The 23697-nt window shown below is 54.0% G+C and carries 22 protein-coding genes, 2 tRNA genes and 1 pseudogene; 19 read left to right on the top strand and 6 right to left on the bottom strand.

Translation table 11 applies throughout. The annotated features are described in order from the left end of the window. Positions 1-221 precede the first annotated feature (221 nt). Complete coding sequence (locus tag AB0A83_RS14520; RefSeq protein WP_150049610.1) at positions 222-800, top strand: PilZ domain-containing protein; 579 nt, start codon at positions 222-224, stop codon at positions 798-800. Positions 801-811: 11 nt separating this feature from the next. Here AB0A83_RS14520 and grxC read toward each other — a convergent pair whose 3' ends face one another. Together grxC and AB0A83_RS14510 are read right to left on the bottom strand one after the other, a co-directional pair. Further along, on the bottom strand, positions 812-1072 hold the full coding sequence (gene grxC / locus AB0A83_RS14515) for a glutaredoxin 3 (RefSeq protein WP_150049608.1): 261 nt from the start codon (positions 1070-1072) through the stop codon (positions 812-814). A 34-nt stretch (positions 1073-1106) separates the two neighbouring features. Beyond that, positions 1107-1772 (bottom strand): class II aldolase/adducin family protein, encoded by a 666-nt coding sequence (locus AB0A83_RS14510; protein ID WP_367154547.1) that lies wholly within the window; start codon positions 1770-1772, stop codon positions 1107-1109. Positions 1773-1802: 30 nt separating this feature from the next. Here AB0A83_RS14510 and AB0A83_RS14505 point away from each other — a divergent pair, with 30 nt between their 5' ends. The 11 genes from AB0A83_RS14505 to AB0A83_RS14455 all read left to right on the top strand — a co-directional run bounded on the left by AB0A83_RS14505 (position 1803) and on the right by AB0A83_RS14455 (position 12781). After that, positions 1803-5186, top strand: a complete 3384-nt coding sequence (locus AB0A83_RS14505) for a mechanosensitive ion channel domain-containing protein (RefSeq protein ID WP_150049606.1) — start codon at positions 1803-1805, stop codon at positions 5184-5186. A 72-nt stretch (positions 5187-5258) separates the two neighbouring features. After that, the gene (gene nrdR, locus AB0A83_RS14500; RefSeq protein WP_150049604.1) at positions 5259-5711 is read left to right on the top strand and encodes a transcriptional regulator NrdR; all 453 of its coding nucleotides are present in this window, start codon (positions 5259-5261) and stop codon (positions 5709-5711) included. Next, positions 5708-6799 (top strand): bifunctional diaminohydroxyphosphoribosylaminopyrimidine deaminase/5-amino-6-(5-phosphoribosylamino)uracil reductase RibD, encoded by a 1092-nt coding sequence (gene ribD, locus AB0A83_RS14495; RefSeq protein WP_367154546.1) that lies wholly within the window; start codon positions 5708-5710, stop codon positions 6797-6799. Before nrdR ends, ribD begins: the two co-directional genes overlap by 4 nt. A 16-nt stretch (positions 6800-6815) precedes the next feature. After that, positions 6816-7472, top strand: a complete 657-nt coding sequence (locus AB0A83_RS14490) for a riboflavin synthase (protein WP_150049600.1) — start codon at positions 6816-6818, stop codon at positions 7470-7472. Next, positions 7473-8579 (top strand): bifunctional 3,4-dihydroxy-2-butanone-4-phosphate synthase/GTP cyclohydrolase II, encoded by a 1107-nt coding sequence (gene ribBA / locus AB0A83_RS14485; RefSeq protein WP_367154545.1) that lies wholly within the window; start codon positions 7473-7475, stop codon positions 8577-8579. Between the two features lie 218 nt (positions 8580-8797). Further along, complete coding sequence (gene ribE, locus AB0A83_RS14480) at positions 8798-9274, top strand: 6,7-dimethyl-8-ribityllumazine synthase (RefSeq protein WP_150049596.1); 477 nt, start codon at positions 8798-8800, stop codon at positions 9272-9274. Then, entirely contained in the window at positions 9274-9711 is a 438-nt protein-coding gene (nusB, locus tag AB0A83_RS14475; protein ID WP_150049594.1) for a transcription antitermination factor NusB, read from the top strand. Before ribE ends, nusB begins: the two co-directional genes overlap by 1 nt. A gap of 2 nt (positions 9712-9713) precedes the next feature. Further along, positions 9714-10649 carry a thiamine-phosphate kinase gene (gene thiL, locus AB0A83_RS14470; protein WP_367154544.1) on the top strand — a complete coding sequence of 312 codons (936 nt, stop codon included), beginning with the start codon at positions 9714-9716 and terminating at the stop codon, positions 10647-10649. Beyond that, on the top strand, positions 10633-11130 hold the full coding sequence (locus AB0A83_RS14465; protein ID WP_367154543.1) for a phosphatidylglycerophosphatase A: 498 nt from the start codon (positions 10633-10635) through the stop codon (positions 11128-11130). The genes thiL and AB0A83_RS14465 overlap by 17 nt, the downstream gene beginning before the upstream one ends. A 142-nt stretch (positions 11131-11272) precedes the next feature. Beyond that, positions 11273-12040 (top strand): heme-binding protein, encoded by a 768-nt coding sequence (locus AB0A83_RS14460; RefSeq protein WP_367154542.1) that lies wholly within the window; start codon positions 11273-11275, stop codon positions 12038-12040. A gap of 69 nt (positions 12041-12109) precedes the next feature. Further along, the gene (locus tag AB0A83_RS14455; RefSeq protein ID WP_367154541.1) at positions 12110-12781 is read left to right on the top strand and encodes a HEAT repeat domain-containing protein; all 672 of its coding nucleotides are present in this window, start codon (positions 12110-12112) and stop codon (positions 12779-12781) included. 63 nt (positions 12782-12844) lie between these two features. Here AB0A83_RS14455 and AB0A83_RS14450 read toward each other — a convergent pair whose 3' ends face one another. Then, on the bottom strand, positions 12845-15022 hold the full coding sequence (locus AB0A83_RS14450) for an AMP-binding protein (RefSeq protein ID WP_367154540.1): 2178 nt from the start codon (positions 15020-15022) through the stop codon (positions 12845-12847). 209 nt (positions 15023-15231) lie between these two features. On the opposite strand from AB0A83_RS14450, the gene AB0A83_RS14445 reads away from it, so the two are divergent. The 7 genes and pseudogenes from AB0A83_RS14445 to AB0A83_RS14415 all read left to right on the top strand — a co-directional run bounded on the left by AB0A83_RS14445 (position 15232) and on the right by AB0A83_RS14415 (position 21547). Beyond that, positions 15232-15816 (top strand): methyltransferase domain-containing protein, encoded by a 585-nt coding sequence (locus AB0A83_RS14445; protein ID WP_367154539.1) that lies wholly within the window; start codon positions 15232-15234, stop codon positions 15814-15816. Positions 15817-15987: 171 nt separating this feature from the next. Then, on the top strand, positions 15988-16632 hold the full coding sequence (locus AB0A83_RS14440; RefSeq protein ID WP_367154538.1) for a metallophosphoesterase: 645 nt from the start codon (positions 15988-15990) through the stop codon (positions 16630-16632). A 198-nt stretch (positions 16633-16830) separates the two neighbouring features. Next, positions 16831-17173 (top strand): annotated as a pseudogene (locus tag AB0A83_RS14435) (formylglycine-generating enzyme family protein). Positions 17174-17595: 422 nt separating this feature from the next. Beyond that, positions 17596-18237: a methyltransferase gene (locus AB0A83_RS14430; protein ID WP_367154537.1), complete on the top strand. Its 642-nt coding sequence runs from the start codon at positions 17596-17598 to the stop codon at positions 18235-18237. A 197-nt stretch (positions 18238-18434) separates the two neighbouring features. Next, positions 18435-20216, top strand: a complete 1782-nt coding sequence (locus tag AB0A83_RS14425; RefSeq protein WP_367154536.1) for a GspE/PulE family protein — start codon at positions 18435-18437, stop codon at positions 20214-20216. 116 nt (positions 20217-20332) lie between these two features. Beyond that, on the top strand, positions 20333-21424 hold the full coding sequence (gene ychF, locus AB0A83_RS14420; protein ID WP_150049578.1) for a redox-regulated ATPase YchF: 1092 nt from the start codon (positions 20333-20335) through the stop codon (positions 21422-21424). Positions 21425-21470: 46 nt separating this feature from the next. Next, positions 21471-21547, top strand: a tRNA-Met gene (locus AB0A83_RS14415). Between the two features lie 38 nt (positions 21548-21585). Here AB0A83_RS14415 and AB0A83_RS14410 read toward each other — a convergent pair. From AB0A83_RS14410 to AB0A83_RS14400, 3 genes are all read right to left on the bottom strand, one after another. After that, the gene (locus AB0A83_RS14410) at positions 21586-21927 is read right to left on the bottom strand and encodes a hypothetical protein (protein WP_367154535.1); all 342 of its coding nucleotides are present in this window, start codon (positions 21925-21927) and stop codon (positions 21586-21588) included. Between the two features lie 296 nt (positions 21928-22223). Beyond that, positions 22224-22310 (bottom strand) — tRNA-Leu (locus AB0A83_RS14405). 78 nt (positions 22311-22388) lie between these two features. Then, entirely contained in the window at positions 22389-23621 is a 1233-nt protein-coding gene (locus AB0A83_RS14400; protein ID WP_150049574.1) for an aspartate kinase, read from the bottom strand. Positions 23622-23697: the final 76 nt, after the last annotated feature.

Below are 23697 nucleotides of genomic sequence, written 5' to 3'. Positions count from 1 at the left end.
TACGAGAATAGCGGAGTTTCAATAGGCTATCGCAGCCTAGGTGGCAGGCAAGCGCGTGTTGAACTAGCCAAACCCGCGCCTGTCGCCCGCACACCGGATCATCCAGCCGCAAATCGCCTGCCGCCGCTGTTGACGACAGCTTGTACCGAGTTGCCGAGTCAGACCGACGGAAAATAGACTATCTTTGCCAGTACAAAATCGATGTAAAAGAGATCCGCACTATGTTCCAGGAAAGAAAAGAATACAGAAAAAATTTTAATGCCGTGGGCGAATTGAATATCGGCGGCGAAACCTTGCGGTTTAATTGTTACGACGTTTCGGTCAAAGGCGCGATGATTGAATTACAACGCGGCAAATTGTTGGAGAACCTGGAGGATTTTGAAGCATTGCTGTTGGAAGACGATAGGGCGGAAATATTTGTCGAAGAGTTGATGTTGGCCGGCGAGGTTAAAGTAGTGTGGGTGCGCGAAGACCGCGGCAGAATTTTGATGGGTTTGGAATTCGAGAGTGTCGTTCACAACGCCGAAAAATTGTGGATCAAGCGCCGGGGGTATCGCAAAACCGAGCCGTTTACAGCGGAGCTTTACATTGGTAAAGACCGGCTGCACGTCGAAGGCATCAATCGCTCGGCCAGAGGTTTATGCGTCAAATTGACCGTGCAGCACCCGGGGATTAAACCGAATGCGCCGGTCAAATTGCAGATTAACGAGTTCGGTATGTCGGCTTTAGGCAAGGTGATTTGGGTCAATAATCAAGGTGACTTTACCTTGGTCGGTTTGCAAATCGTCGAAATTCCTTGATTTACGCCGGATTAGCCAAGGTTCAGCAAGGGGTCCAATTCTTTACGCGTATCCATGGCCTGCAAGTCGTCGAAGCCGCCGACGTGGAATTCGCCGATAAAGATTTGCGGTACGGTTCTGCGCCGGGTTTTTTCCATCAGTTCCTCGCGCAATCCCGGTTTGGAATCGACGTCGATTTCGGTATAGCTTACGCCCTTGCGTTCGAAAAGACGTTTAGCCATGGTGCAATAAGGGCACAGGCGACCCGTGTAAATAACAATCTCTGACCTCATGCTAAATTATCCTTTGCTAATAAAGAGTGCGATTCTACTCAGAGGAAGCGGGAATCTCAATAGCTAACGCGCGGGCCAATTGAATTAACAAGGCCGTAGCCGCTTCCGCTAGGCTGTCGCCGTAGCTTACCACACCGTCCAAGTGGCCGAGCATGCAAAATACCGTAGTGTTTTGATCCCTCATCCTGTCGATTAAAGCGGCAACCGCATCCGCCATCTGCACGCTACCGTACGGGATGTTTTCATCTGTGGCGGCTAGACCTAAAGCCCGGCAATGCCGCCATATTTCCGGGCAATGCCCATGGATGACTGCTTGGGCAGCAGAATTAAGATAAATGCTAGCATGGGTTAATGCTTCCGAAGACGGCTTGCAGGGGCCGCGCGCGAGGATTGAATTTTTCCGTGGTTCCGCTGCCTCAACAATGGCAAAATGCTTGGGATATAGATACGGCAAGTGTCCGGTTTGCGTGCCGGTAACGATAAACGCCTGCCGTTCGGCTTGCAGGCGCAAACTGATGTTGCCGTATCCGAGGCCTTGGTACTTGTCCGGGCTTTGTCCGATCAAACCCAGCTTAAACAATAGATTACGCCAGCCGTTTAAACCGGCTACGTCGAAATCGTAGGGTATGTTGGCATGGCGATGGGTGAGCTGGTACTTGATAACGCCTTCCGGCTCGTCAACGGGCTGCACTAAATTCATATCACTATTGTTCACGGTGTCTAACGCTTCATGAAATATTCGCTTTTTGTCATAAGTTTACTGGTTTGTTGGTTGGGATTGGCCGCAAATGCGCAGTTGGCTTATGCCGGCACGCAAAAGTCGCTGAACGTTTTAGTGTTGCCGGAAATAGAGCAGCGGATCCAATCGGTTAAAGATAAGCAAAATTTAGCCGAGGACGTGAAAAATCGGGTGATAAGCGCTTATCAGGAAAGCGCGGACAATCTTAGGGAAATCAAAAATCAAGAACAGCAGGCCGAGGCGTATAAACGGGCGATTAAGGAACTGCCCCTGCAAACCAAGCGCCTGCAAGCCGAAATTGCCGAAGCGGAGCGCAATCTGACCAACGGTAAAAGCGAAAGGTTTAGCGATTTGCCGAGCGACGAATTGGAGCAGCACCTGATTATTTTGAAGTCGCGTTTGAGCGATTTAGACGCGGAAATTGCGCAAAACGACACCGCGATCAGCGATCTTACCAACGGGCCGCAACGCACCCGAGAAAAAATCGCCGACATTAAAGCCAAACAATTAGGCATACAGCAAGAATTGCAGACCTTGGCCGGCGGCCAGGGCGCGAGCCTGATCGAAATGGAAGCCAGGCAGGTTCAGTTGGACACTCGAGCCAATTTGTTAAACAACACGCAAAAGGCCTTGGAATTGGAAAACATCATCAATCCGATGCGTTTGCAACTGCAAAAAGATCAGCGGCATCTGTTGGGCATTAAACGCGAACAACTGGCGCTATCTATCGATGCTTTGGACAACAGTTTGTTGGAGCGTCGGCAAGCGGAAATCAGTAAGGAACAAGCGGTTCTGGCGCAGGCGGAAAAAGACGCCGAGGGCAAGCACCCTTTGATCAAGGCAGCCACCAAAATCAATATTGCGTACAACCAAAATCTCAGGGAAGTTAACGACGACATCGAAAAATACTTGGCAAAAAAGAGCGATCTGGAAAGCCGTTACAACGAAGTTCAGCAGGATTACAAGAGCGCGGAACAGAAAATCAGCTTGGCCGGTTTGAGTCCGGCGTTGGGCAATTTGTTGAGAGAGCAACGCCGCAGTCTGCCGGAACGCAAGCGCTACAGTGCGTTGAACGACATGATTCAGCAGGAGATTTCCCGCTCCAGTTTGGAAATGTTCAAATTGGAAGACGAAAAGAAGGCCTTGGTCGATGTGAACCAAACCTTGGCGGATGCCTTGGCGGCCAATGTGCCGCCGGATACCTCGCCCGGCGAGGTGCTACGCATTCGAGCCGAATTGCGTATGTTGCTGAACGATAGAAAGGATTTGATCGGGCGTTTGGCCATTGCGTATGCCGCTTATGCCCGGGTGTTGGGCGACGTGGATTTCACCTTGCAACAACTATTGAATGCCGCCGATAGTTTCGGCAGCTACCTGGATCAACGCTTGTTATGGGTGCCCAGCGCGCCGGTGATCGGCAAAGATTATCTAAACAACATGTTTCATGCGCTGATAGGTTTGTTGAGTCCCAGCGCATGGTTGTCGGTCGGCAATATTTTTTTGCAAGGACTCGGCAGCAACCCGTTGGTTTGCTTGCCCGCGTTAGCCGTTGTCGGTTTGAATTTGCGGTTTCGCAAGTCGGTAAAAGCCCGCTTAGCCGGCTTGCTGAACAAAACCGGCGCCAGCCGTTATTTGATGGGGTTCGGGCATACCTTGGACGGCATAGCCTGCTTGCTGCTATTGTCGCTGTCCGCGCCGCTGTTGATGTTGTGGGCAGGCTGGACCTTGAATCTAGCCAAGGGCGGCGACGATTTAAGCCGCGCATTGGCCTCAGGCTTGACTGCCGCAGCGCTGTCTCTGGGCATGGTGCAGTTTTTTTATCGGCTGTTCAAGCCGGATAGCGTGGCCGAACTGCTGTTTCACTGGAAAGCCCGAACCACTAATTTGCTATACCGACAGTTTAAATGGGCGCGCTTCGTGATCATACCGTGCATCTTTCTGATCGGCATGTCGGGCAACAACGCCTATTCGGAATACAGCCACGCGTTAGGCCGCAGCGCACAAATCGTGTTGATGCTGACCCTGTCGTTCGTGTTGCATTGCTTAACCCATCCCGTCACCGGTGTGGCGAAAAACTATTTCGAAACCTCTGACAACTGGATCAGCCGGTTGCGCTATGTCTGGTATGCGGCGATCGTGTTGTTGCCATGGGTGGTGATAGGCTTCAGCGCGGCCGGCTATTACCAAAGTGCCTTGGAGTTGCAGCAAAAGCTGATAAGCACGCTGCGTTTGGTATTCGTCGTGGCATTGATACACGCCTTGGTGACCCGTTGGCTGACGGTCACTAAACGCGAATTGGCCTTACAAAGCGCCCGGCAAAAGCGCAAACAGGCCGAACAACAAGCCGGTCAGGCTGTCGGTGACGAAGGCGCAGCCTTCGTGGCGGACGAAGCGACCCCTGACTTATCCAAAATACAACAGCAAAGCAACAAGTTGCTGTCGACGTTAATTGTGGTGATGCTGGCGGTCGGATGCTGGATGATTTGGAGCTCCATTCTGCCGGCCCTGTCGGTGTTCGACCAAGTGGTGCTTTGGGAACATCTGGAAGTTCTGGATGGTAAAGAGGTCGTGCAAGCCGTGACGCTGATAAATCTGTTGGCGGCCTTGTTGTATATGGGTTTGACGGTGATTTTGGTCGGCAACTTTCCGGCCTTGGTCGATTTGTTGCTGGTCGGCCGCTTCGATATGACGGCCGGCAGCCGCTATGCGCTGATTCAATTGGGACGTTATTTGTGGGTGAGCATTGCGTTCTTGGCGGTCGCCAACGAACTTGGCGGCAGTTGGACGCAAGTACAATGGCTGGTAGCGGCCTTGGGCGTCGGTTTGGGGTTCGGTTTGCAGGAAATCTTCGCTAATTTGGTGTCCGGCATCATTTTATTGTTCGAACGACCGATTCGGGTCGGCGACGTAGTGACGGTCGGAGAGGTTACCGGCCGCGTCAGCCGTATTCAAATGCGCGCGACCCACATCATCGATTGGGATTTAAAAGAACTGGTAGTGCCCAACAAAAACATCATTACCGACCGTTTGGTCAATTGGACTTTAAGCGACACCATGACCCGCTTGGAAATCAACATCGGTGTAGCCTATGGAACCGACATAGAACAGGTCGAAACGCTCTTGCGTCAAGTGGTGGGCTCTGTAGAAAAAGTGTTGAAAGAACCGGAGCCTGTGATTGTGTTTGCCGGCTTCGGCGAAAGTTCGGTTGACTTCAGAATCTTCGCCTATGTGCGGGAATTGAGCGATCGATTGCCGACCACCAATGCGTTGTATAAGGGTATATACAAGGCTCTGCAGCAGCATAGCATCGAAATTCCGTTCCCGCAGCGCGACATCCACGTTCGCTCGGTCGCACCGGGTATATTGGGGCAATAAAGCCGGTGCTCCGGCTTCGTGAATAAAACGATGTGTAATACAATGGTAAGCTTTGACGGCGGAACTTGATCGATGCGTTGCCCTTTTTGTTCAGCTCAGGATACGCGGGTTGTCGATACCCGCTTGGCCGACGACGGCGATCAAGTCAAACGCCGCCGCGAGTGCGTCGTCTGTAAGGAACGCTTCACCACCTTCGAAGTGGTCGAACTGGCCTTGCCGCGCATCATCAAACGCAATGGCGCTCGGGTGGCTTTCGACGAAGCCAAGTTACGCGCCGGCATGCAGAAAGCGTTGGAAAAACGCCCGGTAAAGGTCGATGCGATAGAATCGGCGATCAGCAGAATCAAAAAAGCCTTAATGAGCCGCGGAGAGCGGGAGATTCCGGCTATGGAGCTCGGCGAATTGGTGATGAAAGAATTGGCCGATTTGGATCATGTGGCTTTTGTGCGTTTCGCCTCGGTATACCGTAGTTTTCAGGACGTCAGCGAATTTACCGACATGATTGCCAGCCTGCAAAAATCATGAGTGCGGCGGCGGACGCGATTTTTATGGCGCGGGCTATTCGGTTGGCTGCAAACGCTTGGTATACCACCGATCCGAATCCGCGGGTCGGCTGCGTTTTGGTCAAAGACGGAGAGGTTGTGGCGGAAGGTTGGCACGTCAGAGCCGGACAGGCGCATGCCGAAGTCGATGCCTTGGCGAAGCTGGCGCATCCGGATCAGGCGGTCGGCGCTACGGCCTACGTCAGCTTGGAGCCCTGCAGCCATCAAGGCCGCACCGGACCTTGCTGCGACGCCTTGATTGCGGCCGGCGTGAGCCGGGTAGTCGCCGCGATGCAAGATCCCAATCCGCTGGTGGCCGGCCGCGGCTTGGCTAAATTGCAAGCGGCGGGCGTGCAGGTCGAATGCGGTTTATTGCAAGCCGAAGCCGAGCGCTTGAATCGGGGGTTTATCAAACGCATGGTCAAGGGTTTGCCTTATATACGCAGCAAGTTGGCGATGAGTCTGGACGGCCGCACCGCGTTGGCGAACGGCCAAAGCCAATGGATAAGCTCGGCCGAGTCGCGATCTGACGTGCAACGCTTCCGTGCCGAAAGCAGCGCTATTCTGACCGGCATAGACACGGTATTGGAGGACGATCCGTCTTTGAATGCCAGGGTCGATTTCGATTGCATACAACCGGTACGCGTCGTGTTGGATTCTAAATTGCGGATGCCGTTGACCGCCAGAATGCTGAATCTGCCGGGAGAAACCTGGGTAATAACCTGCACCGACGATGCGCCCAAGCGCCAAGCGTTAGAAGCCGTGGGTTGTACGGTACAGCAGGTCGCGGCACAGGCGGGACGGGTCGATCTGCAGCAAGCCTTCGCGTGGTTGGCCGGGCGGCAAATCAATACCGTCTGGGTGGAAGCGGGAGCCATATTAAATGGCGCTTTGCTGGCGACCGATTTGGTGGACGAGTGGTTAGTCTACGTCGCACCGTGCGCATTGGGCGACCAAGCCAGAGGGGTGTTTGCTTTTCCGGCCTTGCAAAACCTTTCCGATCGCCAGTCTTTTAACTTCGCTCAAGTCAGGCAAGTCGGGCCGGATTTACGCCTGACCCTGACTCGATGACTCATTTGGGGTAAGCATGTTTACCGGCATTATTTTGGCTATAGGCAGTATCGCTGCCGTGCAGCAACGCGGCGGCGATTGCCGCTTGAAAATTAACACCGGCAAATTGCCGCTGGACGGCTGCGCGCTGGGCGACAGCATTGCGGTTAACGGCGTGTGTCTGACGGCCGTGGAATTGGGCGCCGATTATTTTTGCGCGGACGTTTCCAACGAAACCTTGTCGCGCACCACACTCGAATCGGCAACGGTCGGCGCGCCGGTCAATCTGGAATTAGCTCTGACGCCGTCCAGTCGCCTCGGTGGTCACATCGTCAGCGGCCATGTCGACGGTATCGGGCAAGTCACGCAAAAACGGCCCGATGGCCGCTCGATACGTTTTACCTTTAAAGCGCCCGACAGTCTGGCCAAATACATCGCCGAAAAAGGCTCGATTTGCATCAACGGCATCAGCTTGACGGTCAACGACGTGGACGGCGCGTTATTTTCGGTCAATATCGTGCCGCATACCTTGCAGGAGACCACGCTGGGTTCGACCGAAACCGGCGCCCGGGTGAATCTGGAAGTGGATTTGTTGGCCCGTTATCTGGAGCGTTTAATGCAGGGCGAAGCGGCCGCGCAATGCCGCGGCAATATTACCGAAGCCTTATTACATGACAGCGGTTTTATTAATTAGATGAATAGCATAGAAGAAATCATAGCGGATTTGCGCCAAGGCAAAATGGTCGTGATCATGGACGACGAAGACCGGGAGAACGAAGGCGATTTATTGATGGCGGCGGCTTTCGCTCGCCCGGAAGACATTAACTTTATGGCGAAATACGGCCGCGGTCTGATTTGTTTGACCCTGACCCGCGAGCGGTGCCAGCAATTGCGCTTGCCGCTGATGGTTAACGACAACCAAACCCCTTACTCCACTAATTTCACGGTGTCGATAGAAGCCGCGGAAGGGGTAACCACCGGCATTTCCGCGGCGGATCGGGCTTTGACTATCCAAAAAGCGGTGGCTAAAAACGCTCAGCCCGGCGATTTAGTGCAACCTGGCCATGTATTCCCGTTGATGGCGCAAGCAGGCGGGGTATTGCACCGGGCCGGACACACCGAAGCCGGTTGCGATTTGGCCCGTTTGGCCGGCGTGGAGCCGGCGGCGGTAATCGTCGAGATCTTGAACGACGACGGTTCTATGGCGCGCCGCCCGGATTTGGAAGCTTTCGCCGAAATCCATGGCTTGAAGATAGGCACCATCGCCGATTTAATCCATTACCGCATCAAGCACGAAAACACCTTGGAACGGATCAGCGAGTGCGCGTATCCGACCGAATTCGGCGATTTTCGCTTGTACGCTTATCAAGACCGCAACGACGACAACGTGCATCTGGCTTTGGTCATGGGCGATGTGGCGGGCGAGCAGCCGGTGCTGGTTAGAGTGCATGCCCGCAATCTGGTCGACGATTTACTGTTCTCCAAGCGCAGCGACTGCAGTTTGCCGGTGCGCGAAGCGATGAAAAAAATCGCCGAAGAGGGCAGGGGCGTGTTGGTGATCATTCGACAAAAAGAAGACAATAAGTCGTTGGTGGAACTGATTCACGCCTACGAAATGCAAGATCACGGCGTCAAACAGCAGCGCGACTTAACCGCGGACGGTGATTGGCGTACCACGGGTACCGGTTCCCGCATCTTGTCGGATTTAGGCGTGCATCGTTTGAAAGTGATGGGCGCACAGAAAAAATACATAGGTTTGTCGGGCTTCGACCTGGAAGTGGTCCAGCATATCGACACTTAACCGCTGGCGTTTGACTTACGCGGCAGCCGCGTTGGCCTTGCCGCAAGCTCCACTTGACCCGGCTCCACCGGCGAATTTGCGCCGATTGCGTACTAACCGGGCTAAATCATTTGCAATTATTCAGCGCCAAGCACAAATCTCCTCTCCATCAGGAGTGGGAGTAAACGGATAACCGCTGAATAGTTACAATCATTTTAATCGTTGTTATAGGTAACAAAATGACTGCAGTCACTACATTGGAAGGCCATTTAACCGCGCAAGGCGGGAAATTTTGTTTGGTGTCTTCTCGATTTAACAGTTTTATCGTTTCGCAATTGGAAGCCGGGGCAATCGACGCCTTGGTTCGCCACGGCGCCGATGCTAACGATATTACCTTGGTCAAAGCCCCCGGCGCTTTCGAACTGCCGGTGGTCGTGCAACGCGTGGCGGCCAGTCAAAAGTTCGACGCGATTATCGCCCTGGGTGCGGTGATTCGCGGTGGTACCCCGCACTTCGAATACGTGGCCGGCGAATGCGTCAAAGGCATCGCTCAAGTCGGTTTGCAGTATGCCATTCCGGTAGCTTTCGGCGTTTTGACCGTCGATACCATAGAACAGGCCATCGAGCGGGCCGGTACCAAAGCCGGCAATAAAGGCGCGGAAGCCGCTTTGTCGGCAATCGAAATGGTCAGTTTGTTCAAAACCATGGGCGTTTAATGAGTCAGGCGAAAACCAATGCCCGTAAATGTGCGGTGCAGGCACTGTATCAATGGCAAATGAGCGGAGCTAGCCTTACGGGCATAGAAAACTATTTTCAGGAAGAACAACGCCTTAAGGGGGCGCAAAAATCGTATTTCAACGAATTGATACACGGCGTGCCGGCGCAACTGGACATTATCGACGCCGCATTGCTGGAATTCGTCGACCGGCCGGTGGATAAAATCGATCCGGTGGAACGGGCGGTATTACGTTTGGGGGTTTACGAAATCATCAACCGTTTGGAAACGCCATACAAAGTCATTATTAACGAAGGCGTAAACTTGGCCAAAGAATTCGGCGCCGAAGGCAGCCATAAATATGTGAACGGCATTTTGGACAAGGTCGCGCAAAAACACCGCTCCGTCGAAATCGGCATGAAGAAGGCGGATTCTTAGCCATGGCGTTGGCCGAATTCGACCTGATTCAGCGTTATTTCGCTAAATATGCCCCGCAACAAGCGCAAAACCGCTTGGGCATAGGCGACGACTGCGCGTTGTTGAGTTTGCCGGTTGGCCACCAGTTGGCGGTCACCACCGATACCATGGTCGAAAACGTACATTTTTTCGCCGACGTCGATCCCACCGCGTTGGGCCATAAATTATTGGCGGTCAACTTGAGCGATTTGGCGGCGATGGGCGCCCACCCGTTTGCCGTGACCTTGTCGCTGACCTTGCCGCATACCGACGAAGCGTGGTTGCAAGCGTTTGCTGACGGCTTCATCGGTTTGGCCAAGCAACAAGGGGTGGATTTGATCGGCGGCGATACGACGGCAGGTCCGCTGACGCTCAGCGTAACCGCGATGGGATCGTTGCCGCAAGGCGGGGCTTTATTGCGCTCTGCTGCAAAAGTCGGGGACTTGATTTATGTCAGCGGACAAGTCGGTAATGCCGGCTTGGGTTTAAAAATCAAACAAGGTTGGGCGTGTTCCGAACCCGACCTGCCGTTAAGGGCAATGGATAAGCCGCATCCGCGAATCGCCGAAGGGCTGGCTTTGCGCGGTGTGGCGCACGCCTGTATCGACATTTCCGACGGACTGGCCGCCGATCTCGGACATATTTTGGACAGAAGCGAGGTCGGCGCGTGTTTGGAATGGGAACGCGTGCCCTTGTCGGCTCCGGTGCAGGAGTACATCCGCTTGACCGGCGACTGGCGCATGCCGTTGATTGCCGGCGACGATTACGAATTATGTTTTACCGTGCCGGCGAAGCGGGGCGATCTGGTGCCCGCCGGTTGCTACTGCATAGGCGTCATTCAAGCCGAGCCCGGCTTGCGCATTCGACGGGCGGGACGGGAAGAAACTATTGCAGCCAAAGGCTATGAGCATTTTTTTTAGAGCGTCCTACGGCAACGCCGGTTTAAGCCCCAAGCAAATCCTTAACGACCCTGTGCTGTTTCTGGCATTCGGTTTCGGTTCCGGTTTGGCCAAGAGCATGCCCGGAACTTTCGGCAGTTTAGCGGCGATACCGCTCTATCTGGGACTGAGCCAAACGCCGGATTGGCTGTACTGGCTGGTTACCGCGGCTGTTGTTCTGATCGGAATTCCAATATGCGATCAGGCCGCACGCAAACTGCAAGTCCACGACTACGGCGGTATCGTTTGGGACGAGATTGCCGGCCTGTTGCTGACTTTATCCGTGGTACCCTTCTCGTGGCAAAGTTTGGCGGCTGGTTTTATGTTGTTCCGCTTGTTCGACATTATCAAACCGTGGCCTATCGGTTGGTTGGACAGGCGGGTAAGCGGCGGTTTGGGGATCATGCTAGACGACGTGGCAGCCGGAATATTCGCGGCACTGGTATTGCGAATTTTGTTTTGACGCCGCGATTTGCCTGCCTTTGCGGTAGCTAAATTCGCTACTAGCGACCGAGTTTATGAGGTAGACAAGTATTGGGCTTGATGTGAAAATGAGCCGCCTTGTGAAAGGTACACATACACAATAATTAAACGGGGGAGTGAGTATGATAAAAAATAAAGTGATATTGCCCTTGGCTTGCATTGCCACCGTATTTTCAAGCACTGTGACGGCCGATTGTAAAGCCATTGCCGCAGCCGGTAATTTGCAAGAGACCGCCAAAACGGTAGTCGATGCCCAAGATAGCGGCGGATTTAAATTGCAGATGTGGGTAACCAGCGTCGACGAAACCGGCAAGGTTTGCGAGGTGGTTAATTCCAGCGGTACCGAAAAAGATGAAAACGGTCGCAGCAATGTGTCTTGGCTGGGCAGCCGAGTGATCTCCGCCCAAAAAGCCAATACCGCCAATGCATTCAGCCTGGACGGATTTTCGATTTCTACCGCCAATCTGTACGGGTTGACCCAGCCGGGCGGTAGCTTATACGGCTTGCAACACAGCAACCCGGTCGATGCCGGCCGCGCCTATGCCGGATCTCCGAGCACTTACGGGACTAAAAAAGATCCGTTGATCAAGAAACGTATCGGCGGAGTCAACGTATTCGGTGGCGGATTGGCGCTGTATCAAAACGGCAAGAAAATCGGCGCTATCGGCGTATCGGGCGATACCTCCTGTACCGACCACGCGGTTGCTTGGAAAATCAGAAAAGCCCTGGAATTGGATGCCGTTCCCGCCGGTTTTAAAACCGGCGCAGCGGAAGGGGCGAAAGGCGACGAAATGACCTTGGTTACTACGGTAACCCCAAACACCACGGATCACCCGAACTGCGTCAGCAGTCCGGCCGGCCTGGATAACGGGGTGATTCCGGTTCTTTAAGCTTTACTAGCAGGGGCGGTTTACCTTGCCCCTGCGTTTTTTGTTTCACTGGTATTTTAAGCTTCACTCATGGAACGTAAACAACTCTATATCGGATTGACATTGGTTTTGGCTGCCGCGGTTATTGTGGTTCCCTCCGCTTTTTGGGCGTCGCAGCATTGGTCTGAGATACAGCGCTTTTTCGGCTTGCAGGAGGCACAAACGCAAGAAGCGGCGGAAGCCAATCCGGCATTAGACCCGGCGGCTATGCAAGAACGCTTGGAAGCCGCGCAAAACTACCAAGCAAGCGAAGAAGACGCGGCTGAAGAGGCGCAAGCGGATATGGAGCAAATCGAAGAAGCCGGCAAATTGCTGGCGGATGCGAGCGTCGAACAACGGGTGGCGGCAATCGAGCAATTGTCGGCCTATCCTTCTCCCAAGTCCGAACAACTGATGCGCGCTGCCCTGCAGCAGGATAAAGCCGAGGCGGTGCGGGCGGCGGCGGCCGATTACTTGTCGTATATCGAAGTGCCGACCCGGGAAACCGTGGAGGCCTTATCGCAGGCCTTATTGGACGGCAACGAAGAAGTCAGGGACAACGCATTGAATACGCTGCAATATTACGCCGGTGCGGTCGAAGACGACGATCCGGTGGTGAAAATGGTCTTCGAACAGCTGAAAATCCAGCAAAAGAACAAAAAAGTGGTCGCGGATATCCGCGAGGCCATACAAGAATTTTTGGCCGACGAAACGGCTCAATAAATCGGCCGGCTGCCGATTCCAGTCGGGAGTCAATGCTGGGCATGGCTCCCCTCGGTCGAAACGCTAAACCTCGCTTGCCTCGTCGTGCTCGGCGTGCTCGGCGTGATCCAACAAGGACTGCGCTAAAGCCGTGGCGCCGGGATAATCGGTCTTACCGGTGGCCAGTACCGGCAATTTGTCCAGCACAAAAATTTTCTTGGGTAAGTTGATTGAGGCAACGCCGGGCGAGGCCGCGGCCAATTGTTTGGGATTTGCCCCGCGCTGGCTGGTTAACAACACCAATTGCTCGCCTTTTTTCGGGTCCGGCAGATTGACGACTGCGTGATGAGCATCGGGCCAGACGGTCGCGGCCAGCTGTTCGACAAAGGCCAGAGACACCATTTCGCCGCTGATTTTAGCGAAGCGTTTGCTGCGGCCCTGGATGCGGATAAAGCCTTCGTCGTCGACGCTGACAATATCCCCGGTATCGTACCAACCTTCGCCGTATAAAGAGCAGGGCGGCACCAGCACGCCGGGATTGTTCGGCAGCAAATAGCCTTTCATGATGTTGGGTCCGGCGACGTGCAGTTTGCCGCCTTCGTCTATACCGGGAACCGCTTCCAGTTTGTGCAGCATATCCGGCATGAAGCGGCCGACCGTGCCGGCTTTGTAGTCCATCGGCGTGTTGACCGCGGTGACCGGAGAGGTTTCGGTGGCGCCGTAACCTTCCAATATGCGGATGCCGAATTTATCCAACCACATTTGCCGCGTGGATTCCTGTAATTTTTCCGCCCCGGCCACCACATAACGCAAACTGTAAAAATCGTAAGGATTGGCCTTTTTGGCGTAATTGGCCAAAAACGTATTGGTGCCGAACATGATGGTGGCGCCCACTTCGTAAGCCATTTCCGGAATAATGGAATAATGCAGCGGCGACGGATAGAAAAACACCGTCATGCCGTTGACCACCGGTAGCATGGTGCCGACGGTAAAACCGAAGGAATGGAACATCGGTAAAAAATTCAACACGATGTCGCGCGAATTGAAGTCGATGCGGGATTTGACTTGCAGCAGATTGGCCAACACGTTGGCATGCGACAACACCACGCCTTTGGGAGCGCCTTCCGAGCCGGAAGTAAACAAAGTGACGGCGGCATCGTCGCCATCGCCGCCGCGATACCAAAGGCCGGCAGTCTTGGCCAGCAATGCGCCGGTCAATTTGTCGATGCCGGACAAACTGCCGGCCAAGTCTTCCAAATAGGTAATCTGAACGGCTTTTGCCAATTGCTCGATGTCGTCCTGTAAACGGGCCAGCTCGACGAATTTGCGCGAGCTCACCACGTGTTTGATTTGGCCGGTGTTGCAGGCCGATAGCATGCCTGTTGAACCGATCGAATAATTCAGCATGGCCGGCACCCGGCCATACAGCTGAATGCCGAGTATCGCGCACAAGGTTTTGGCGGAATTGGGCAGTAACACGCCGACGTTTTCCCCGGCCTCGGTCAAAGGTTTCAACAGCCGGCCCACGATGATGCTACGGGTTAACACATTGTCGTAATCGAGCGGTTTGCGTTCCATGTCTTCCGCCACCCGATGCTTGCCGCCGTGGACGCGGCGGGCCTCCAATAGTGCGGAGAATAGGGTTTGCTGATAATGACTGGTGGCAAACAGCATTTCAGTCATGATGTCGGCCAGGATGTGTCCACTTTTTTTGCGCCTGACTTTACCGGTAAATTGGCCGTGGGTATCGATGCGGGTCGGCGGCAGAATATGCAGGGTAATCGCTGGAAACCAGCGCAGGCGCACGATGTTTTTCAGCTTGGAAAACGGCGTGTACTGCGCGCCGGCTATGCGAATCGGCAGAATGGTCGCGCCGGATTTGTCCGCCACCATGCCGGGGCCGTCATAGATCTTCATCATGGAGCCGGTCACCGTGATGCGGCCTTCGGGGAAAATCACGGTTCTGGTATCGTGCTGTAGATGATTGATCAGGGCTTTTAAAGACAAGGGATGGGTTGGGTCCATCGGAAACACCGTGGACAAGCGTAAAAACGGCTTCAGCCACCAGCGCTGGGAAATATGGGTGTTGATCGCAAAAGTGATGTCGTCCGGTAAGAATACCCCCAGCAACAAGGGGTCGAGAAACGAGGTGTGGTTGGCGATGATCAATACCCGTGCTCCCGCTGCGTGGTAATTTTCCAGGCCGACGACCTTGACTCGGTACAGCAGCGTCAGCAACCAATGCAGAAATTTTTTTAACATAGTGGGCCTCCGGGGGCTCATCTTAGCAGACGGATGGAAATTGAGGCGCACTATACCTAAAAATTAAACATCGATCAATTATTCGCCGCCGCCAGCAAAATGCGCAAGCGTCGGTTTTTGACGCAAGTCAGTTAAGATAGCTTCATAGAGCAAGCGCACGCTATTTTGACAATCACAATTAGCCGGCATATACCGGCTAAGGCAAAACAATGAAAACACTATTAAACGTCGGCGGTCATAGCAAAGCCATCGCACTACCCGGCCAGTATCAAAATTTTCGGCAATTGTTGCTGGACATCGATCCTAAAGGTTCGCCGGATATCGTCTGCGACGCGCGCCGGTTGACCGATTTGGAGTCCGCCGGCTTCGATGCGGTTTATTGTTCGCATAATCTGGAGCACTACTATAGGCACGATGTGCCGCTGGTATTGGCCGGTTTTTTACACGTGCTCAAACCCGGTGGCTTCGCGCACATTCGGGTGCCGGACTTGCTAGCGGTCATGCGTAAGACCCTGGAAAATCAACTGGACTTGGAAGACACCCTGTATCAGGCCAAGGCCGGACCGATTATGGTGTTGGACGTGCTTTACGGCTACGGCGTCGAGATCGAGCGTAGCGGCCGGGATTTCTACGCTCACAAAACCGGTTTTAGCGAAAAATCCTTGTTAAATGCCTTGAAACAAGCCGGTTTTTCTCATATTTACATGGGCTTAGGTAATTTAGAAATCAACGCCGTAGCGTTTAAAGGACAGCCGGACCCGGCTTGGCGCCAGTTGTTCGATCTTTCGGACTGAAAGTGGCCGCTTTGTTGCGCCGTTTGCTCTGTTAACGATCTGAGAAACTTCGGGTTGTTTAATCAAAGCATGGCTGGCGGCAGCGATGCCCCGTCGCTATTGGCAAAGCCGGCCTTGTTCCCGCCCAGTTTGCCGTGCTAATTTTCGCAATCGTTTATCGCTTGGAACACGATGATGGCTTTTCGCTGGATACATGTGTCCGATTTTCATGTCGACGGCAAAGACCCATACGAACGCAATACCGTCTTAAATGCGTTGATTACCGAAATTCGCCGCCGTGAACGCGAAAGCTTTCAGACCGATGCCGTGTTCGTGACCGGCGATATTGCCTATTCCGGCCAAGCCAAGGAATATCAAGCGGCTAGCGCATTTTTCGATGCGCTGTCGGCGGCTTCCGATTTGGATAAAACCCGCTTGTTCATCGCGCCGGGCAATCATGATGTGGATAAAAGTGTTGCTGAGGGCTTGGCGCGCACCTTAAAAAGCGAGAACGAATCCGTCGAGTATTTCGCTAACGGCAAGCCAAAGTACCATTTCAACAAATTCAAGGAGTTCCAAAAATGGTACGACCGTTATTTCAAAGACATTAGAAAATTCCCCAAGAACAACACCTGCCAACCGTTACAACGCTTCGACGCAAATGGATGCTTGATTGCCGTGCTGGCGATCAACATCACCTTGTGCAGTTTGCCCGACGGCAAAGACTACAACGCTGTATGGATAGGCCGCCGCAATCTGGATGCCGCGGTCGCGGAACTGGAGAAGGCCCTGGCCGATTTCAGTTTTGTGTTGATACACCACCCCCGAAGACGATAGTCAGCGGCTGACGCCGTTTCGCGAAGACAAGCGCCGGGTACGTTAGTCACTCCAATCTCTGCTGCCCCGCCATGCGCCGTATCGGGCGCTGATGGACGATTACCGCGATAGCCCGGAATTATTGGGGCAACACGAAGTGAGCTTTGCTGCGGGTTTCCGGCTGTTTGATACCGCCTGCACGCAGGCCTTGGGCAAGCGGTGACCGGCAATAATCCCAGTCATTTCCAGGGCGATGAGCACTTGCCGGTCGAAAATGTATCCTGGCAGGATGTTCAGTACTTCATCCAGGTGCTAAACCAATTGCAGCCCGGTTTACAACTGTGTTTGCCCAGCGAGGCGCAATGGGAATACGCCTGCCGGGCGGGAACAACCACCGGTTGCCTTCGGCGGCAACATCACGCCGGCTTTGGTGAGCTACCACGGGAGGCACCATTATGCCGACGGCGAAAAAAGCGAGTTTCGGGGCAAGACCGTGCCGGTGGCCAGCCTGCCCGCCAATCGCTGGGGGTTGCATGCAATGCACGGCAATGTCTGGGAATGAACACAGGATACTTGACGCGCCGGTTACCAAGGCGCCCTCCGGGATGGGTCTGCTTGGGTTTAGGGCCTCGTGTGGTTCGCGGCGGGGCTTGGTACGACTACGCCTGGAGCTGCCGCTGCGCTTGTCGTAACTTGTTTATCTTTACGCCGCTTTAAACATGACCAGGCGCGCCAAAACCAAACGCATAGCCATTAAGCGTATGCGTAAAGGGAGCGGGTGGTATTAAACGATGTGCCGGCTCGAATGGTTTAATGAGGGAGCCCTGCGGTTTGCCGGGTCTGCGATTGACAATCTGGCCCAGCCGTGCGCCGCCGGCAAAATCCAAAGCCGGTTTGAGTTAATCGCGGACTTTACGGTAGCATGCGCCGGAACACACCTTTCCCAACGACTACCCGACATTGCAGACCATGACAGCACAGGATATGAGCATCGACTTTCGTCAACAGGAGTTAGCCCATTATTTGGATAAACAACCCTACGTCACCGAATTGGACGGCATCACCTTAACCATCGCCAAAAACGTGTTTCCGTCGGACTTCGGGCTGACCAGTCCGTTTTTCGGTAATTTCATCCTGCAGCAAGCGCCGGCCGAAACGGCGCTGGACATGGGTTGCGGTAGCGGCTATTTCGCATTTTTATTGAAAAAAATCGGTTGCGGCCAGGTGACCGGCGTGGATTTCAACCGCGATGCAGTGCAATGTACCCTGGAAAACAGCCGGTTGAATCCGCACCTGGGGCCCATCGATTTTTTGCACAGCGATTTGTTTGCCGATGTGCCGCATAAGCTGTTCGACTTGATCGTGTTCAATTTCAATTACTATCCGGCGGACGGTACTTTCGGGCTGAATGCCGACGGCGGCAGGGAAATCTTGAAACGGTTTTTCCGGCAGGTGAAAGATTATATTAGCGAGCATACCCGCATCTATATTCCTTACTCGCAATTTGTCGGGGCGGAGCACGATCCGAAACACATCGCCCCGGAATTCGGCTTTTCGGTAACGCTGGAACACAGCACGGTCAATCATGCCGGCGAGCATTACATTTACAAACTCATGCTGGCATAGCCTCGGCTATCCATGAATATCGTTATCGCGTTTCCCTAGATGCCCAGCGCCGACGCTCCGTCCTCGTTTACGCGAGCGGGCCGGGGCGTGGTCGATTCGGTTTGACGCAGCCGCGCACCGCAGTTTTCGACGCCGGCTACGTCCGCCCGCAATGATTCCGCTAGACTTAAACCATTTCTATCGATTCGTGCGGACACATGCGGGAAGACAGCCATACCGAAGACCATAAGCTGGACATATTCGCCATCATCGCCTGGTTGGAGCAAGATGGAAAACTGTCGCCCGCCGATCTGCAGAAAGCCGAGCAATACGCCAGAGCCGGGATCAACGCGCAAAAACATCCGTTAAAAGTCCTGGCTGACTGTGAGCTGGGCGACCGCAGTCAGTCGGGCAAACTGATGAGTCTGGAAGACTTGACCCAGTGGTTGGCCCCGAAACTGAATGTTCCCTACTACTATTTCGACCCGCTGAAAATCGACGTCGCCAAGGTCACTACCTTGTTCAGCAAGGCTTACGCGGCCAATTACAACATTTTGCCGATCAAAATCAGCGACGACGAAGTCGTGGTGGCCACCGCGCAACCCTTCATCCGCTCCTGGCAGCGCGATTTGAACAAAATGCACCAGGGCCGGATTCGCTGCGTCTTTTCCAACCCGGACGAAATCAAACGCTACGTCGACGAGTTTTATAATTTTTCCCGCTCGTTAAAAGGCGCCAGCACGCAAACCGGACAAAACGAAATCAGTAACGTCCAAAACTTAGAGCAGTTGGTCGAGCTGAGTAAATCGTCCGATTTGGACGCCAACAACCAGCACATCGTCAATTTGGTGAATTGGCTGCTGCAATACGCGTTCGACCAACGTGCCAGCGATATTCATATCGAGCCGCGCCGCAATCAAGGCAACGTGCGCTTTCGCATTGACGGGGTGCTGCACCAGGTTTACCAATTTCCCAAGCCGATTTTGAATGCGGTATTGAGCCGCTTGAAAATTTTGGGCCGGATGAACATCGCCGAAAAGCGTTTACCGCAAGACGGACGGGTGAAAACCCAAGCCCCCAACGGCAAGGAAATCGAAATGCGCTTGTCGACCATGCCGACCGCGTTCGGCGAGAAGCTGGTGATGCGGATTTTCGACCCGGAAGTGGTGCTGCGCGACTACGAACAACTTGGCTTCAACAAACAAGAAATGCAAGTGTGGAGTCGCGTCAGCAGCCAAAGCCACGGCATCATTCTAGTGACCGGGCCTACCGGTTCGGGTAAAACCACCACGCTGTATTCCACACTAAAACGCCTGGCAACCCCGGAAGTCAACTTGTGTACGGTGGAAGACCCTATCGAGCAAATCGAACCCAGCTTCAACCAAATGCAGGTACAGCCCAACATCGGCCTGGATTTTGCCGCCGGCATACGCACCTTGATGCGGCAAGACCCGGACATCATCATGGTCGGCGAGATTCGCGACATGGAAACCGCGGAAATGGCCGTGCAAGCCTCGCTGACCGGCCACTTAGTGTTTTCCACCCTGCATACCAACAACGCCCCGGCGGCGGTAACCCGCTTGTTGAATATCGGCGTGCCGGGTTATCTGATTCAACAAACCGTACTGTGCGTCATGGCGCAGCGCCTGATCCGGGTGCTCTGCCACTGCAAACAGGAAATCGAAGTCGACGAAAACCAATGGCAGGCCCTGGTATTCCCGTTCAAGAGTCCCGCGCCCAAAAAAATGTATCGCGCCGTCGGCTGCAAAGAATGCCGCAATACCGGCTACGCCGGACGGATAGGCATTTACGAAATCATGGAAAACACCCAGGAGCTGCAAAAATTGATCGTGGAAGGTTGCGATTTAGCCCAATTGCAAAGACTCGCCATCAAAGAAGGCATGCGGCCGTTGCGGCTCAGCGGCGCGGAAAAGGTGGCCGCCGGCCTGACTACCATAGACGAGGTAAACCGAGTGGCGCCGGAACGCATCAAGATATGAACCGGCCCGTCCGAGATCCGACACACGCACAGGTGAAGTATCGGCGACGCAGCGGTATAATTCGCTGCTTTGGCCCCGTTCGGCAACGGGACGTTTGCATCTAACTCCAAATCATCATGGCTCTACATTGCGGCATCGTCGGCTTACCTAACGTCGGCAAATCCACGCTTTTCAACGCGCTTACCAAAGCCACCATCGCAGCGGAAAACTACCCATTCTGCACCATAGATCCCAACGTCGGCGTCGTGCCGGTCCCGGACCCGCGCATCGACAAACTGGCTGAAATCGTCAAGCCGGAGCGCGTGCTGCCGACGACCATAGAATTCGTCGACATCGCCGGACTGGTGGCAGGCGCCTCCAAGGGCGAAGGCTTGGGCAACCAATTTTTGGGCAATATTCGCGAAACCGACGCCATCGTGCACGTAGTGCGTTGTTTCGTGGACGAAAACGTGATTCACGTGGCCGGCAAGGTCGATCCGATCAACGACATCGAGGTCATCAATACCGAATTGGCTTTGGCGGACATGAGTTCCGTCGAGCGCGCGCTGCAAAAAGCGCAAAAGGCCTCCAAATCCGGCAATAAGGACGAACTGGCTCGTAAAGAGGTACTGGAACGGGTACAGGAACACTTGAACGCCGGCTTTCCAGTACGCACCCTAGGCCTGTCCGAAGACGAAGCCAAACTGATCAAAGAACTGTGCCTGATAACCATCAAGCCGGTGTTGTACATTGCCAACGTGCAAGACGACGGTTTCGAACACAATCCGATGCTGGATAAAGTCGTCGAATTCGCCAACAACGAAGCCTCCAAGGTAGTGCCGGTTTGCGCCGCAATCGAAGCCGAAATCGTGCAACTGGACGATGAGGAAAAACAAGAGTTTCTAGCCGACTTGGGCCTGGAAGAGCCCGGATTGAATCGAGTGGTGAGGGCTGCCTATCAGTTGTTGAATTTGTCGACCTACTTTACCGCCGGCGTCAAAGAAGTCCGCGCTTGGACGATCCCGGTCAACGCACTGGCACCGCAAGCAGCCGGGGTAATCCACAGCGATTTCGAAAAAGGCTTTATCCGGGCCGAAGTGGTTTCCTACGACGACTTCATCGCCTACAAAGGCGAGCAAGGCGCCAAAGACGCCGGCAAGTGGCGTTTGGAAGGCAAGGACTATAAAGTCAAGGACGGCGACGTCATGCACTTCCGCTTCAACGTTTGACACAATATCGTCAAATCCATATAATAGCAGCTCTTTACCAGATCACGGCGACATAGCTCAACCGGTTAGAGCGCGGGATTCATAACCCCGAGGTTCCAGGTTCAATTCCCGGTGTCGCCACCAATAAAACAAGCACTTAGGCCATAAGCCAAGTGCTTTTTTTATGTCTGCGGTACGCTGGAAATAAAAAAGCTATGAAAAGACAATAAAAGGGTATCCGTTTGCCTTCCGGCGTTGTGGCGTCCGGTCGGTCGTTTGTTCGGCGCGTTGCTGCTAACAATCTCGATGGCGTTCTGGCCGCCGGTCCGGACAATACCGACGATACCGATGCTGCCCAATTCTGCCGTGGTGTCGGTGACGATTGCAATCACCGCCGTTTTGCCTTGAGTTTTGAACGGTACTGGCGAAGGCGCCGGTACTTCCATGGTCGCCGGTTTGGCTTCGGTGCGGAACAGCGTTTCCAGGTGAATGCGCGGCATCGCGTACAGGGTGCCGGTCAGCATAGTTTAGGCCTCCATCATGAGTACGATTTCGGGGTTGCAATTCTGCCGGCGGTAAAAGCCGTCCATGCCCGATGTGTCAGCTGAGCAAATTAATTGCTCCTCTTCTACTTCGAGCGCGTACTTGCGATTTCCAGCTCCGCTTTCAGCGCCGGACGTTCGGCGAGGTAACAAAAAAAGGTAACACTTTCCGGTGTATGTCCCGGCATTTCATGAGATGTCTTCGGACAATAAAAAACCCGCTAAGCCTTACGGCTTGCGGGTTTTCGTATTCAGTTGCACGTCTCTGTACATATAAATGGTACCGAGGGTCGGAATCGAACCGACACTCCCTCGCGGGAACCGGATTTTGAATCCGGCGCGTCTACCAGTTTCACCACCCCGGCAACTTAAGCGCGCATTATAAAGCGTCTAAAAGTTTTTGCAAGCTTTTTATTACAGCAATGTTATTGCTTATGCTCCGTTTAGGCGACGGCGGGTTCGTTGTCCAGGCCGAAAGCTTTGTGTAAAGCGCGCACCGCCAACTCCAGGTATTTTTCGTCGATCACGACCGAGATTTTGATTTCCGAGGTGGAAATCATTTGAATGTTGATGCCTTCGTCGGCCAAAACTTTGAACATGGTGCTGGCGATGCCTGCGTGGGAGCGCATGCCGACGCCGACGATGGAAACCTTGACGATGCTGTCGTCGCCAAGGATTTGGCTGGCGGTGCCGAGATCGGCGCGTAGCGATTCCAATACGTTTTGGGCTTTGGCGAAGTCGTTACGGTGTACGGTAAAGGTAAAGTCGGTTGCGCCGTGGGCGGAGACGTTTTGCACTATCATGTCCACCTCGATGTTTTCGCCGGCTATCGGCCCTAAAATTTTCGAGGCAATTCCGGGCAGGTCGGATACACCGGTTAACGTTAGCTTGGCTTCGTCCCGGTTAAATGCGATGCCCGAAATTAACGCTTTTTCCATTTCTGATTCCTCGTAAGTGATTAGCGTGCCGGTGCCGTCGATGAAAGAGGAGAGCACGCGTAATTTGACATTGTATTTTCCGGCGAATTCGACCGAACGAATTTGTAATACTTTGGAGCCCAAGCTAGCCATTTCCAGCATTTCTTCAAAGGTGATGCGTTCCAGGCGCCGGGCTTTGGGAACGACGCGCGGGTCGGTGGTATAGACGCCGTCGACATCGGTGTAAATATGGCATTCGTCCGCTTTCAAGGCTGCGGCCAGTGCAACGGCGGTGGTGTCCGAGCCGCCCCGGCCCAGCGTAGTGATGTTATTGTGTTCGTCTACGCCCTGAAACCCGGCTACCACGACCACGCGGCCGGCGGCTAGATCCGCGCGCATATTGTCTTCGTCGATTTCCCGAATGCGGGCCTTGGTGTAGGCACTGTCGGTCAATATGCGGACTTGGGCGCCGGTATAGGAGCGTGCGTCGCAACCCAGGTTATGCAAAGCCATTGACAACAGGGCGATGGTGACTTGCTCGCCGGTCGACAGCAGCACGTCCAATTCGCGGTCGGTCGGTTGTACTTGCATTTCCTTGGCCAGTGAAACCAGACGGTTGGTCTCGCCGCTCATCGCCGATACGACGACGACGATTTGATCGCCGGCCTCTCGGGCTTTTTTGACTTTTTCCGCGACGGCTTTGATCCGTTCAACCGTACCTACGGAAGTCCCTCCGAATTTAAAGACATACAATGCCATGTGTGTATAGACCTTTTGGGCTTGTTAATGTGTCGCGTCGCGACGGTTAAAGCTACTGCGGGGCGGTAGCACAAAA

The sequence above is a fragment of the Methylomonas sp. HYX-M1 genome (assembly GCF_040741385.1).
GTDB classification, from domain to species: domain Bacteria; phylum Pseudomonadota; class Gammaproteobacteria; order Methylococcales; family Methylomonadaceae; genus Methylomonas; species Methylomonas rhizoryzae.
Note: the sequence above shows the minus strand (reverse complement) of the source record. Positions and strands in the feature narration are given on the sequence as shown.